This window comes from Limnohabitans sp. MMS-10A-178, from assembly GCF_003063375.1.
Classification (GTDB): Bacteria; Pseudomonadota; Gammaproteobacteria; order Burkholderiales; family Burkholderiaceae_C; genus Limnohabitans_A.
In genome coordinates this window covers 1,289,605-1,303,024 of the sequence record NZ_NERY01000001.1, presented here as the reverse complement: position 1 = coordinate 1,303,024, position 13,420 = coordinate 1,289,605, and the positions used below count along the sequence as shown (strand labels likewise).

Annotated in this window: 12 protein-coding genes; 9 read left to right on the top strand and 3 right to left on the bottom strand. The window is 52.8% G+C overall.

The features are described from left to right. The first annotated feature begins 68 nt into the window (after positions 1-68). A complete protein-coding gene (locus B9Z32_RS06380; protein WP_108420431.1) occupies positions 69-986 on the top strand; it encodes an AEC family transporter in 918 nt (305 codons plus the stop codon). Here B9Z32_RS06380 and queG read toward each other — a convergent pair. Then, a complete protein-coding gene (queG, locus tag B9Z32_RS06375) occupies positions 983-2,041 on the bottom strand; it encodes a tRNA epoxyqueuosine(34) reductase QueG (protein ID WP_108421048.1) in 1,059 nt (352 codons plus the stop codon). The two genes, B9Z32_RS06380 and queG, sit on opposite strands and share 4 nt — an antisense overlap. A 54-nt stretch (positions 2,042-2,095) precedes the next feature. Here queG and tsaE point away from each other — a divergent pair, with 54 nt between their 5' ends. Both tsaE and B9Z32_RS06365 read left to right on the top strand, forming a co-directional pair. Next, positions 2,096-2,674, top strand: a complete 579-nt coding sequence (gene tsaE, locus B9Z32_RS06370) for a tRNA (adenosine(37)-N6)-threonylcarbamoyltransferase complex ATPase subunit type 1 TsaE (RefSeq protein WP_108420430.1) — start codon at positions 2,096-2,098, stop codon at positions 2,672-2,674. Further along, complete coding sequence (locus B9Z32_RS06365; protein WP_108420429.1) at positions 2,655-4,022, top strand: N-acetylmuramoyl-L-alanine amidase; 1,368 nt, start codon at positions 2,655-2,657, stop codon at positions 4,020-4,022. Before tsaE ends, B9Z32_RS06365 begins: the two co-directional genes overlap by 20 nt. Here B9Z32_RS06365 and B9Z32_RS06360 read toward each other — a convergent pair. Continuing rightward, positions 4,019-4,660 carry a DedA family protein gene (locus tag B9Z32_RS06360; RefSeq protein WP_108420428.1) on the bottom strand — a complete coding sequence of 214 codons (642 nt, stop codon included), beginning with the start codon at positions 4,658-4,660 and terminating at the stop codon, positions 4,019-4,021. The genes B9Z32_RS06365 and B9Z32_RS06360 overlap by 4 nt on opposite strands. A 75-nt stretch (positions 4,661-4,735) precedes the next feature. On the opposite strand from B9Z32_RS06360, the gene mutL reads away from it, so the two are divergent. The 6 genes from mutL to B9Z32_RS06330 all read left to right on the top strand — a co-directional run bounded on the left by mutL (position 4,736) and on the right by B9Z32_RS06330 (position 12,744). Then, on the top strand, positions 4,736-6,619 hold the full coding sequence (mutL, locus tag B9Z32_RS06355; RefSeq protein WP_108420427.1) for a DNA mismatch repair endonuclease MutL: 1,884 nt from the start codon (positions 4,736-4,738) through the stop codon (positions 6,617-6,619). Further along, positions 6,619-7,866 (top strand): multidrug effflux MFS transporter, encoded by a 1,248-nt coding sequence (locus tag B9Z32_RS06350; protein WP_108420426.1) that lies wholly within the window; start codon positions 6,619-6,621, stop codon positions 7,864-7,866. Before mutL ends, B9Z32_RS06350 begins: the two co-directional genes overlap by 1 nt. Beyond that, positions 7,863-8,804 carry a tRNA (adenosine(37)-N6)-dimethylallyltransferase MiaA gene (gene miaA / locus B9Z32_RS06345; RefSeq protein WP_108420425.1) on the top strand — a complete coding sequence of 314 codons (942 nt, stop codon included), beginning with the start codon at positions 7,863-7,865 and terminating at the stop codon, positions 8,802-8,804. Before B9Z32_RS06350 ends, miaA begins: the two co-directional genes overlap by 4 nt. A 301-nt stretch (positions 8,805-9,105) precedes the next feature. Continuing rightward, positions 9,106-10,137: a DUF6352 family protein gene (locus tag B9Z32_RS06340; protein WP_233248106.1), complete on the top strand. Its 1,032-nt coding sequence runs from the start codon at positions 9,106-9,108 to the stop codon at positions 10,135-10,137. 2 nt (positions 10,138-10,139) lie between these two features. After that, the gene (locus tag B9Z32_RS06335) at positions 10,140-11,015 is read left to right on the top strand and encodes a bile acid:sodium symporter family protein (protein ID WP_108420424.1); all 876 of its coding nucleotides are present in this window, start codon (positions 10,140-10,142) and stop codon (positions 11,013-11,015) included. Continuing rightward, complete coding sequence (locus B9Z32_RS06330) at positions 10,996-12,744, top strand: amidohydrolase family protein (protein WP_108420423.1); 1,749 nt, start codon at positions 10,996-10,998, stop codon at positions 12,742-12,744. Before B9Z32_RS06335 ends, B9Z32_RS06330 begins: the two co-directional genes overlap by 20 nt. Positions 12,745-12,758: 14 nt before the next feature. On the opposite strand, the gene B9Z32_RS06325 is transcribed toward B9Z32_RS06330, so the two are convergent. After that, positions 12,759-13,400, bottom strand: coding sequence for a trimeric intracellular cation channel family protein (locus B9Z32_RS06325; RefSeq protein WP_108420422.1), 642 nt, complete (start codon positions 13,398-13,400; stop codon positions 12,759-12,761). Positions 13,401-13,420 lie beyond the last annotated feature (20 nt).

The window sequence follows — 13,420 nt, the reverse complement described above, 5'->3', positions numbered from 1 at the left end:
TTAACATCATAAGCAATAAGCTGCGGTTCAGAGGCCAAACCCCCAAATACTAACGTTATGCTACGGGGGTGAATTATGCGCAGCTTTTATTTCCCGACTTTTCCCTGATTTTGTGTGGTTACTTCCTGTGCCGCTTCACAGGGCTGAACCGAAGCGTTTGGCAACAAACCGAGCACTTGGTTTATTACTTCTTATTCCCAGTCTTACTTTTCTATTCCATTGCCAAAAGTCCCCTAGATATCCAAGCCACCTCCAGCTTTTTAATGGCTGGCGTCAGCATGGGCTTGGCAGGCATTGCGCTGAGTTACAGCCTGCCCTATTGGCCTTGGTTAGGCTCCAAAATCAATCGCAGAGATCATGCTGCCAGCGCCCAAATCGGTTTCAGATTCAACTCTTTCATCGCTTTGGCCTTGGTTGAACGCTTGTGCGGCGCAGAAGGTTTGCTGCTTATTTCAGTGCTGATAGGGTTTTGTGTGCCCATGTTCAATGTGGGTGCGGTATGGCCTATGGCAAGGCATGGTGACTCAGGGTTTGGCCGTGAGATTGTTCGCAACCCCTTGATATTGGCCACCACCAGTGGCTTGGCCTTCAATTTATCAGGCTTTGCCATTCCGGCCATCCTTGATCCAAGCCTCTCCAAAATTGGCGCTGCCTCCTTGGCTTTGGGGCTGTTGTCTGCCGGTGCCGGCATGGAAGTCAAAGCCTTGAACCAAGGAAAGCTTCTGGGCAGTTTGGTATTGACTCTCAAACATTTGTTTTTACCCTGCATTGCATGGAGCTTGGCTCAAATTTTCAAACTGAACGAGTTGCAAACCACCGTTTTGCTCATTTTTTCAGCTTTGCCCACGGCGTCAACCTGTTATGTGCTGGCCGCCAGGATGGGCTACAACGGATCTTTGGTGGCAGGGCTGGTGACGCTGTCAACTCTGCTGGGCATGTTGAGCTTGCCCTTTGCATTGGGCGTACTCCAAGGTTTGCGTTTTTAAGCACGCTGCGCCAAAGACCACGCCACCTGCTCTTGCACCACAGGGTCCTCGTGATCTTGCCAACGAATCAGGGCTCTTTGCAAAGCCAATGCATCAGACTCATCAATGGCGTGCCCAAGGGCCAATGCATTGCCAGCGGCCAAAGCCACGTTGCGCAGCCATCTGGCATGCCCTATGCGGCGAATGGCACTACCCTCTGTGTTGTTGAGAAAGGTCTGCTCATCCCATTCGAGAAGATTCAGCAATTGAGGTGCAGACATAGCTTCTCGCGAATTGAAATCAGGCAAGGTGCTTTTCTTGGCATATTTATTCCATGGACAGGCCCATTGACAGTCATCACAGCCATAAATGCGATTGCCAATCAAGGGGCGCAGTTCATGCGGTATTTCACCCGCATGTTCAATCGTTAAGTAAGAAATACAGCGGCGTGCATCCAATTGATACGGCGCCACAATGGCTCGCGTTGGGCAAACATCAAGGCATGCCGAACAGGTGCCGCAATGGGATGCCGTGGCTTGCGTTTCGGGTAACTCAAAGTCAATGAAAATTTCACCCAAAAAGAAAAATGACCCCGCGTCTCGCTGCAGCACCAAGGTGTGTTTACCTCGCCAGCCCTGCCCACTTCTGACTGCCAACTCAGCTTCCATAACAGGTGCAGAGTCTGTAAAGACTCTGTGGCCAAAAGGGCCCACCCATTCAGCCATTTGCGATTGAAGTTTTTGCAGCCGCTGGCGCAAAACCTTGTGATAGTCCCGGCCTCTGGCATACACAGACACTACCCCCTGCATGGGCTGCTTTAAGGCATTGGCTTCACTTTCCAAAGAAAGATCGGGCACATTGCTGGGCAAGTAATCCATTCGGACGGTGATGACACTGACGGTGCCGGGGACCAATTCTGCGGGCCTGGCGCGCTTCAAGCCATGACTTGCCATATAGTTCATGCTGCCGTGAAATCCAGCGGCAAGCCATGCTTTGAGTCCGGGCTCTGCTGCAGACAAATTCACACCTGTCACGCCAATTTGAGAAAATCCCAATGCTTGCGCCGCATTTTGCATTTTGGACCACAAGGCTGCGGCATCCAACTTGGCTGCATTGATTGAAAGAGAATGATGAGTGGTGTTCACCATGAGATTGTAGGAACTCCTGAGCCCCATGGCACAGGCAGTTGGCTATGGACTCAAGAAAACCAAACTCAGGCGTTTGCCCAATGCATGGCACAACAAAGCGGCTTGCACAACGCCTACCTCGAACTAGAAGGCAACCTGGGAGCTGGCAAAACAACCTTGGTCAGGCATTTGTTGCAAGCCTTGGGTGTTAAGGGCCGCATCAAAAGCCCAACCTACGCTGTGGTTGAGCCCCATGAAGCCTTGAATGAAATAGACAGCTTGCGCTTTCCCATTTGGCATTTTGATTTCTATCGATTCAATGAGCCTGAGGAGTTTGAAGAAGCTGGATTCCGCGATATTTTTGCCAGCCAAGGCTTGAAAATTTCGGAGTGGGCTCAACAAGCTGAAGGGATGTTGCCCCTGCCCGATTTGAAATTGAAGATCACTGTCAACGAAATCGACGGTCGGCAAGTTGAAGCCAGTGCGTTCACACCACAAGGTTTGAGTATCTTGCAAGCCCTACAAGCCGCCATTCCCTGCAACTCTCAAATGACGACAGGTCATGCCCATTCAGCGCCGTAATTGGCTCAAATTTTCAAGCCTTGCCTTGATGCTGGGCTGGGCCGATATTTGCAAAGGCGCCAGCCTGTTGGCCGTTCGGGTATGGCCCGCCAGAGACTACTCGCGCGTCACCTTGGAATCCGATGTGGCATTGAAAACAAAGCACACCTTTGTGCCATCGCCACCCCGCTTGGCCATTGACATTGAAGGCTTGGAACTCAACCCCGCCATCAGAGAATGGGTGGGCAAAATCAAGCCCGATGATCCCAACATCACTGGCGTTCGTGTGGCCCAAAACAGCCCGGGCGTGGTGCGCATGGTGTTTGACCTGAAACAGCCTGTGCAGCCCCAAGTCTTCGCCCTCACCCCCGTCGGCAACTACCAACACCGCTTGGTGTTGGATTTGTACCCAAGCACGCCCGTAGACCCTTTGGAAAGTTGGATTGCCGAGCGAACCCAGAGCAACGATCCCATTGCGGATTGGCTGAACAAGAATGCAAACTCAAACGCAAATTCAACTTCAAATTCAAATTCAAACATCACCGCCAACGCCCCAAGCTCCAGTTCTGCCAGTTCTCCTAGCAATACAACAACGCCTGGCAATGTACAAAGCCCCCCAGGCAATGTAACTGCCCCTCCCATCACCGATCGTTTGATTGTGGTGGCCATCGACCCAGGACACGGCGGTGAAGATCCGGGCGCGATTGGCCCCAATGGCACCAAAGAGAAAGATGTGGTGCTTCAAATTGCGCTCAAGTTGCGCGATCGGATCAACGCCACACAAGTCAAGGGCAGCCCCATGCGGGCTTTTCTGACGCGCGATGCAGACTTCTTTGTACCGTTACATGTTCGTGTTCAAAAGGCCAGAAAAGTTCAAGCCGATTTGTTTGTCAGTGTTCACGCCGATGCTTTTTTCACCCCCAACGCACAAGGCGCCAGTGTGTTTGCGCTCAGTCAAGGCGCTGCGTCTAGTAGCGCGGCTCGTTGGATGGCCTCACAAGAAAACAAGGCCGATTTGATTGGCGGCATGAACCTGGGTGTGAAAGACTCACAGGTTCAGCAAGCACTACTAGACATGAGTACCTCCGCTCAAATCAAAGACAGCTTGAATTTAGGTGGCGCTATTTTGCGTGAAATTGGCAGCATCGCAAGATTGCACAAACCGAAAGTTGAGCAAGCAGGCTTTGCGGTCTTGAAAGCGCCCGATATTCCCAGTGTGCTGGTAGAAACGGCATTCATCAGCAACCCCAGCGAAGAAGCCAAGTTGGCCGATCCGCAATACCAAAACAACATTGCCGATGCATTGGTCAAAGGCTTGCAAAAATACTTTGAACGCAACCCGCCCTTGACCCGCAAGCGCTCAACTTAACTAGACTTTTGGTTAGCGCGCCAGGCGCCCCACAACGCCAACAAGCCAGGAATCAAAATCATGGCCCAAATGATTTTGCTCAAGTGGGTTTGCACAAAGGCTGTTTCGCCAAACAAGTAGCCTGCACCGGTGAGGCCGCACACCCAGATGAAGGCCCCAAGGACATTGAAGGCGACAAACCGAGAGGGGGTCATGGCCGCCACACCCGCCACAAATGGCACGAAGGTTCTCACAAAGGGCATGAAGCGCGCCAAAACAATGGTGATGCCACCATAGGTTTCGTAAAAATTGTGCGCCTTGTCAAAAGCGGCCCGGTTGAAAAAACGTGAGTTTTCCCATTGAAAAACCTTAGGGCCAAAAAAGCGACCTATTCTGTAATTCACTTGATCCCCCAAGATTGCCGCAATGAGCAACAAGCTCATGGCCACAGGCAGGCTCAAAAGTCCTGTACCGCAAAGCGTGCCCACCACAAACAACAAAGAGTCGCCCGGCAAGAAAGGCATGACCACCAAGCCAGTTTCCACAAACACGATGAGAAACAGCAAGGCATAAACCCAGGGGCCGTAATTGGCCACAAACATCTCCAAATAGCGGTCTACGTGGAGAATAAAATCGATCAATTGCATGAGATATTCCATACGCAGATTATCCCTTTCTTGAAACACCTCCCCTTTCATCGGGAAATAAGGGGGTCCTGCACCTACAATTTGACGATGTCCAAAGTCCAAACCCCACCCACCATTCGAGAACTGCCTGATGTGCTCATCAGCCAGATTGCAGCGGGTGAAGTGGTCGAGCGACCCGCCTCAGTGGTGCGTGAGCTGCTTGACAATGCGCTGGATGCGGGCGCAAGGCAAATTACGCTTCGACTGCTCGGCGGTGGGATTCGGCTGATATCGGTTGAAGACGATGGCTGTGGCATTCCAGCAGAACAACTTCCCATCGCCCTCAAAAGACATGCCACCAGCAAAATTGTGAGTTTGGAAGATTTGGAATCAGTGGCCACCATGGGCTTTCGGGGCGAAGCACTGGCAGCCATGAATTCAGTGTCTGAAATGAGTTTGCTGTCGCGCATTGAAGGCGCCCCAAGCGCTTTTCTTTTAGAAGGTCAAACGGGCGAACTTCGGCCCGCGGCCAGGGCCGTTGGCACCACTGTCGAAGTCAAAGAGCTCTTCTTTTCAACACCGGCACGCCGCCATTTTCTAAAGTCTGAAAACACAGAACTGGCACATTGCATTGAAGCCGTCAGACGCCACGCCTTGGCCAGACCCGAGGTTGGTTTTGCCATATGGCATGAAGGCAAAATTGTGGAGCAATGGCGAAGCCACTCAGGCGAAGCGGGTTGGAACCAACGCTTGGCCGATGTCTTGGGGGAAGATTTTGTGGCTTCTTCAGTCAACATCGATTTCAGGTCTGGGCCTGTTCATGTTCGCGGCCGTGCCGGCACGCCCGATGCCGCGCGCGCACGTGCCGACCAACAATTTTCTTATGTCAATGGCCGATTTGTGCGCGATAAAGTCATTTCCCACGGTGCCCGTAGCGCCTATGAAGATGTGCTGCATGGCCAACGCCAACCCGTCTATGTGCTGTATTTGCAAATGGATCCAGCCCGTGTAGATGTCAATGTTCACCCCACCAAAATTGAAGTCCGATTTCGCGATAGCCGTGAAGTCCATCAGGCCATGCGGCACGCCATCGAAAGTGCACTGGCAGTGCCCCGTGCACAATTGATTGCTGGCACGCAGGGTGCAATTGGCAGCGTTGCAGATTCAGAAGCCACCCAGTCACTCCAACTTCGCCCTAGCCCCAATGTGGCACCCGCACACCCCAATTGGTCGCAACGCGGTATGGCATTTGAAGTTCAACGCCGATCAGAAGATCCTGCTCAAGCATTGGCTGATTTAAAAGCCTTGTGGGGCAACACCTCCAAGCTGGAGGAAGAAACAGCCAGCTTTGCAAGCACGCCTTCAATGGCCAAGCTTGCTTCCGACACCACATCGCAAGAAGCACATGAATGGCCGCTTGGCAGGGCCATTGCCCAGTTGCAAGGTGTGTATATCTTGGCTGAAAACAGGCAAGGCTTGGTGGTGGTCGATATGCACGCAGCACATGAACGCATCGTGTATGAACGCCTTAAGCAGCAACTCGACAGCACCCAAATTAGCAGCCAACCTTTGCTAATTCCAAGTGCGTTTGCCGCCACGCCCCAAGAAATTGCCACGGCAGAGAGTTGCGCAGAAGTGCTGGCCCAGTTGGGTCTAGAAATTTCTGCCCTTTCAGCCAAAACCTTGGCTGTTCGAGCAGTTCCCACGTCCTTGGCCCAAGGCGATGCCGTCGAGCTGGCCCGGAGTGTGTTGGCCGAGTTGGCACAGCACGACGCAGCCACCGTGGTACAACGCGCCCAAAATGAAATCTTGGCCACCATGGCCTGCCATGGCGCGGTGCGCGCCAACCGCAAACTCACATTGGATGAAATGAACGCCTTGCTCAGACAAATGGAAGACACCGAGCGCTCAGATCAGTGCAACCACGGCCGCCCTACCTGGCGGCAAGTCAGTCTGCGTGAATTAGACGCCCTGTTCTTGCGGGGTCGTTGATGTCCAACTCCCCGCCATTGGGTACTCGCAGTCAGTTGATGACGGTTATTTTGCTGGCATTGCTGCTTGGCTTGCAGCCTATCACCACCGACTTGTACTTGCCAGCCTTGCCCGCCTTGACCCAAGGCTTTGGCGCCAGCATGGTGCAAGCTCAACTCACGCTTACCGCGCTGCTCTTGGCCTTTGGCACCTCCCAGTTGGTCTGGGGGCCCTTGTCAGACAAATGGGGGCGCAGACCCGTTTTGTTGGGCGGCATCGCGGTTTATGTGATTTCTGCTGTTGCTTGTGTATTGGCGCCTAGCATTGAGGCCCTCGTTGCAGCGCGAACGCTTCAAGGTGTGGCCATGGGCGCGTGTGTCATGGCAGCTCGCGCCATCATTCGCGATTTGTATGAGCCTGTGCAAGGCGCCAAAATCATGTCGCAGGCCCTCACGGGATTGGGTGCCATTGCTTGCACTTGTGTGCCTGTGGGCGGCTTTCTCACAGACCTGCTGGGCTGGCGCTGGGCTCTCAGCAGTTTGATTGTGTTTGCCACCTTCACAGGCGCACTGATTTACTTTTACTTTGATGAAAGTTTGCAACAACGCAACCCCCATGCGCTGCAACTCAACAACTTGTGGACATCGGTCAAACACATTGTTCGTCACCCCACCTTTCAGGCCTACAGCTCTTTGTCAACCGCTTCTTATGCGGGACTTTTTACCTTCTTGGCCACCTCGCCGTTTGTTTTTACGCAAACCATGGGCTTGAGCAAAACAGTGTATGGCCTGTTGATGTTTTCAATGTCGCTGTCCTACATCGTTGGCACCTTCATCTGTCGTTGGTTGTTGTTGCGCATCAGCGTTCAAACCTGCGTCTTCATGGCCAGTTTAGTGAGTTTATTGGCAGGCGCCCTGATGATGCTGGTGGCTTATGCAGGCCCAGGGCAATCTTGGTTTAGCGCTTGGGTTGTGATGCTGCCTGTCAACATTTTTTTGTTGGCGCATGGCGTGCACCAACCTTGCGGCCAAAGCGGTTGTGTTGCGCCATTTCCTGAAATGGCCGGTACGGCATCGGCCTTGAACGGCTTCTCGATGATGTTGGTTGCTTTTGGCATAGGCTCTTGGATTGGCACGCACATGAGCGAGCCCTTGTTGACCATGGCACAAGGCATCATGTGTGCATCCATTTGTTTGTGCCTCATTGGCTCTTTGGCCGTGCGCAAAATTCCTTTACCGCAGGCTGCCCCCGCATTGGTGCAAAAATGAAGCTCCATGCAGTTGCCATTGCAGGGCCCACCGCCAGCGGCAAAACAGGCTTGGCCATGGCCATGGCAGAACACCTGCAAAAAAGAGGCGGTGCCGAAATCATCAGCGTCGACTCAGCCTTGGTTTACAAAGGCATGGACATTGGCACGGCCAAGCCCAGTCTGGCAGAACTGGCTGCTGTACCGCATCACCTGATCAACATTCGCGACCCACTCAACGCTTACAGCGCGGCAGAATTTGCGCGTGATGCTTTGGCCTGTGTAGCGGAGATATCAAGTCGGGGCAAGCTGCCATTGTTGGTAGGCGGCACCATGCTTTACTTCAAAGCCTTGATGGAAGGTTTGAACGACATGCCTGGCGCCGATACTGTGATCAGAACCCGCATTCAAGAAGAAGCAGAAAAACTGGGGTGGCCTGCGCTTCATGCGCAATTGAAACTTGTTGACCCCCTCACTGCAGCAAGGCTAGCCCCTGCAGACAGCCAACGCATCTCTCGAGCTCTGGAAGTATTTAGAATTTCTGGTCTAACCCTGTCGAGCTTTCAACAAAAAGCCATCCGCGAGGAAGATGCGTACAACTTTCCCATGCTCAGCTTAGAGCCCCTCGATCGTGCCTGGCTGCACCAACGCATAGAACAGCGCTTTGACGACATGCTGGCCCAAGGCTTTTTAGAGGAAGTCAAAACACTGCGGGCACGTGGCGATTTGCAAATCGACCTGCCCTCGATGCGTTGCGTGGGTTATCGTCAAGCTTGGGAAGCCCTCGACGGCATCATGCCCATGACAGAGCTGCGAGACCGCGGCATCTTTGCCACGCGGCAATTGGCCAAAAGACAACTGACTTGGTTAAGAAGCATGCCACACCGTCACATCGTACAAGCTGACAGTGCTCAGCTTGTTCAGCAAGCGCTGAAATGGCTAGATGCACAATGGCCTTGAATGTCAAAGCGCAATTGAATGGCGATGATGTGAAAAATTGTCATGACAAACCCTGAATATGCAGCATCTGTGATGGTTCCCCCTTGGGCATTGATTGTGCCTCGCGTAAACTGGGCGCTTAACTACCTCAAGGTGATGCTATGGCCAAAGGTCAACAAAAATCAAACAAAGAGTCCAAAAAACCAAAAAAGGACACTTCACCCCCCAAAACCATTGCTGTAGACACAGAGCGCCCAGTGCAAAAAATCACGGCCGTGATTCCCCGTGGCAAAAAACCGATTTGATAGAAAACAGCTTTTCAATGATGAGTGAAGACGCGCAAAGTCTTTGGCCACAAGCTGGCTACGCACAACTGAAAAAAGACGCACGAGGTCACCTCACCGTCACGGATGATTTTCTAAGGGTTCTGCTATTGCGCCCAGAATTGGCGCCCATTGAAAGTTCTTGCAAGCATGAAATTCAAATTCATGAGCGCTTGCTGGAAAATCCGCGACTTGAATTGCAAGCTTCCGACCTGGCACATATCCAAGACCGCGATGCGGCCGACAACATGGCGGTCTGGCTGCGTTTTCGCAACCGCATTTTGGCCCACGCCACCCTAGAAGCCAGTTACTGGGCTTTGTTTGAGGGGCAAGGCGTTGATGTGCCGCCCATCTTGGTGAATCAAATCACACAAGTCTTGGTGCAACACATCTTGGGCCAAGACTGCTCGCCTTTAGAAGCCCGTGCTGCAGAGTTGCTGTTCAGAACCCAAAAAATATCGGTGTTGGAAGATGGCTCCGTGATGGCGGCCGATCACGAAACGGTAGAACGCCATGCGCTTGAAAGTGGATTTGGCAGCTTAGGTGAATTGCTCAAGCAAGGCGGCATTCCCCTGCGCAGTGTCGACTTGGATGTGATTCAAGACAGCACGGAAGACAGCTATTGGGAGCGAAGCGAACGCTTCGACATGGTGGCCTGTTTGAATTTGGGACAGCCTCTCATTGACGCTTTTTGCCGGGTGCTCGAACGCTGGATAGCCCACTTCACCAGCGCCAGTGTGCGCATTGTCACAGCCCGCGAAATTGAGGATGCGCACTGGGTTTGGCATGTGGGCCTTGATGCGCAGGCCAGCAGCATTCTGAACGATCTCTACAACGGTCAAAGCATTGACGAAGACAGGCAACGCCGCATGCTGTGTTTGTTTGTTCTGAACTTTGACAGCGCCAGCGACATGCTGCAAGAAGTGAGCGGCAAACCGGTGTACTTGGCCATGGCCATGGACCCACAAAATCTGCTCAAAATCAAACCGCAAAACTTGCTTCTGAATTTGCCGCTTGCACGAAGGTCTTGAACATGAATGCATCCCAGATCGTCTTAAGCATGGTCTTGGCAACCATGGTGTTTTCAGTGGCCCTAGAGCTGCGTCTAGACGATTTCAAGCGAGTAGCCCAACAGCCAAAGGCAGTGATCTGTGGGCTCATCCCGCAGTTCATCTTGTTGCCTGTAGCCACATGGGCCGCAACACTTCTTTTAGACCTGCCTCCCAATGTTGAAGCCGCCATGATTTTGGTAGCAGCCTGCCCTGGCGGAAGCCTCAGCAATGTAGTGACCCACATGGGACGCGGCAACACAGCTTTGTCAGTCAGCATCTCCGCTGTGGCCAGCATCATTGCCTTGTTTGCCACACCCTTCAACTTTAGCTGGATGATGGTCGCCAATCCAGAGACGGCGTCGTGGTTGAAAGAGTTGTCAATCGACGCCTCCGGCATTTGGATCAGTTTGTTTTTATTGCTGGGTGTGCCGCTCACATTGGGCTTACTGGCCTCTCACCGACTACCCGCGTTTACCGAGCGCATTCGAAAACCCCTTGGCACTTTTTCTTTGATTGCGCTGCTACTTTTCATCGTAGCAGGCCTTATCAAAGAACGTCAGCTGCTCACTCTGGGCTTGCTTCCCACGCTGCTGTTGGTGGTTTTGCACAATGCCAGCGGCTTGTTTTTTGGATGGCTCACCAGCCTCACGATGGGCTTGAGTGAACGCAATCGCCGCGCCGTGATGATTGAAGGCGGCATGCAAAATTCTGGTTTGGCCCTGGGCATCATTGCAGTGCAATTCAACAGTGATTTAGGCATGGTGACCTTGGCCAGCTTGTGGGGTATTTGGCACATTGTGAGTGGCATGTCTTTGGCGTATGTTTGGAGAAGAAAAGATGCTCGATTGCTTGATTAAAAACGGCACTGTGGTTGACGGCACTGGCCAAAAACCATTCATCGCAGACGTTGGTATTCAAGGTGGGCGGATCACCCAAATAGGCAAGATCAACGAAGCGGCTAAAGAGATCATCGATGCCACTGGCCTCTGGATCACGCCAGGTTTTGTCGATTTGCACACCCACTATGACGGTCAAGTGACTTGGGACGCGTGCTTCACCCCTAGCATCTACCACGGTGTGACCACGGTTGTCATGGGCAACTGCGGGGTAGGTTTTGCACCTAAGCGCCCAGGCGCTGAAGACGATTTGGTCAAGCTCATGGAAGGCGTGGAAGACATTCCTGGCGCCGCCTTGCACGAAGGCATTGTGTGGAACTGGGAAAGCTTTCCGCAGTACATGAATGCGCTGGAGGCAACGCCTCACAGCCTCGATTTTTTGGTGCAAGTACCGCATGATCCGCTGCGCATGTACGTCATGAAAGAGCGCGCCTTGGCCCACGAAGAGGCCACCCCCAAAGACATCGAACAAATGCGTGCTCTTTTGCGAGAAGCCTTAGAAGCGGGTGCTGTGGGCTTTAGTACAGGACGCAGCGACAACCACCGCACCTCCGAAGGCAAAGAAACCCCTGCAGCAGAGGCAAGCCATGCCGAACTGACTGGTTTGGCCCAAGCCTTCCAAGGCCTGTCACACGGTGTGGTGCAGATGGTGAGTGACTACAACCTGCTTAAGGGCCCCGCCGAGTTTGAAGCTGAATTCGATTTGGTAGAAGCTATTGCAAAAGCCAGCGGCAAATCGCTATCTCTCACTTGGCTTCAGCGAGATCCCGGGAGCGAACAATTTTTACGCATTCAGGAACGCGTTGAAAAAGCTGTGGCCAAGGGTCTGCCCCTTTTCATGCAAACAGGTGCACGTGGCATTGGCGTGTTGAATGGCCTCGATGCCAGCTTCCATCCTTTTATGGGATTCCCCTCCTACAAAGAAGTGGCTCACCTGCCTTTGGCTGAACGTGCTGCTGCGCTGCGCGACCCCGCCAGAAAAGCCCGCATCCTTTCGGAAAAATCTGAACGACTTGCCGGCGATGGCAGTTCCATTCCGCCTTTGGTCGACATCTTATTGGCCAAGATCGACATGATCAGTGGCCGCATGTTCCCATTGGAAGCCAACTTGAACTACGAACCCTCCGTGATGGAGAGCTTCTTGGTTCGAGCCAAGCAAAAAGGCGTCACACCCTTGGACGTGATTTACGATCATTTGAGTGCAGGCCGTGGCGAAGGTTTGATTTACTTTCCCATCTTCAATTACAACGAAGGCAACCTCGATACCGTTCGCAAAATGCTAGATCACCCGCGCGCGCTGAGTGGCTTGAGCGATGCCGGTGCGCACGTCGGAACCGTCTGCGATGCCAGTTTTACGACCTTCATGTTGACGCATTGGGTCCAAGGCCGCGACAAAGACTCTATGCCGCTTGAAACTGTGATTGAAATGTTGACGCGTCGCAACGCCAACTACTTAGGCCTCAAAGACCGCGGCGTATTGTCGGTTGGCATGCGTGCAGACATCAACGCCATCGATCCTCAAAAGCTCAGCGTCGGTTTACCTCAGCTGGTTCGTGACTTGCCTGCAGGTGGAAAACGCTTTTTACAAAAGGCCGAAGGCTATGTAGCCACTTGGGTAGCGGGTGAACAAGTGCAGCGCCATGGAAAGATCACTTCTGCGAGACCAGGGCATTTGGTACGCATGGCTTGAACCAAAGATTCAATTCAATCTTTGCGCCAAGCTGGCAAGACCCAATTTTTCCAGATGGCCAGCGTTCTGATAATGACAGTGACCAAGGCACACAAGGCCATGCAGAACCAAGGCTCAGAGTTCAGTGCATCTAACACAATGTAGACAACACCCCCAGCCACAGAGCAAAGGGCATAGGGGCGATGGTCCTTGAAAGAAACTGGAATTTCGTTGCAGACGATGTCGCGCAACACACCGCCAAAAATACCCGTGATGGTGCCCATGAGAACAGCCACAGTGGGCGACAAGCCCAGCGCCAAAGATTGCGCCACCCCTGAAGCGGTGAACAGTCCCAAGCCCAGGGTGTCGGGCCATTGGAGGGTCTTTTCAGTCAAATCAAAATGCCTTTGTCGCATGAACGAAATGGACAAAATGCAAAGGCCCAAAACTGCCCACAAGACAATTTCGTTTTCCACCCAGAAGAACGGCCGTTGATCAAGCAAAATATCGCGCAAGGTACCACCACCAAAGGCCGCCAAAAAACCCACCACACAAACCCCCACCACGTCCATGCGTTTGCGCGCTGCCTCCATAATCCCTGACAATGCAAATGCCAAGGTGGCCAGCAATTCAATGCTGGGCAGCAAGGTGGAACCCCAAGCTTCAAAACTGTTCATAGACAATACTTTAATCGAAG

Coding starts and splice junctions, on each gene's coding strand:
- queG (WP_108421048.1), bottom strand. CDS start 2,041: ATGCAAAATGCGGCGCAAGCATTGGGATTTTCTCAAATTGGCGTGACA.
- tsaE (WP_108420430.1), top strand. CDS start 2,096: ATGAGTGGTGTTCACCATGAGATTGTAGGAACTCCTGAGCCCCATGGC.
- B9Z32_RS06365 (WP_108420429.1), top strand. CDS start 2,655: ATGCCCATTCAGCGCCGTAATTGGCTCAAATTTTCAAGCCTTGCCTTG.
- B9Z32_RS06360 (WP_108420428.1), bottom strand. CDS start 4,660: ATGGAATATCTCATGCAATTGATCGATTTTATTCTCCACGTAGACCGC.
- mutL (WP_108420427.1), top strand. CDS start 4,736: ATGTCCAAAGTCCAAACCCCACCCACCATTCGAGAACTGCCTGATGTG.
- B9Z32_RS06350 (WP_108420426.1), top strand. CDS start 6,619: ATGTCCAACTCCCCGCCATTGGGTACTCGCAGTCAGTTGATGACGGTT.
- miaA (WP_108420425.1), top strand. CDS start 7,863: ATGAAGCTCCATGCAGTTGCCATTGCAGGGCCCACCGCCAGCGGCAAA.
- B9Z32_RS06340 (WP_233248106.1), top strand. CDS start 9,106: ATGATGAGTGAAGACGCGCAAAGTCTTTGGCCACAAGCTGGCTACGCA.
- B9Z32_RS06335 (WP_108420424.1), top strand. CDS start 10,140: ATGAATGCATCCCAGATCGTCTTAAGCATGGTCTTGGCAACCATGGTG.
- B9Z32_RS06330 (WP_108420423.1), top strand. CDS start 10,996: ATGCTCGATTGCTTGATTAAAAACGGCACTGTGGTTGACGGCACTGGC.
- B9Z32_RS06325 (WP_108420422.1), bottom strand. CDS start 13,400: ATGAACAGTTTTGAAGCTTGGGGTTCCACCTTGCTGCCCAGCATTGAA.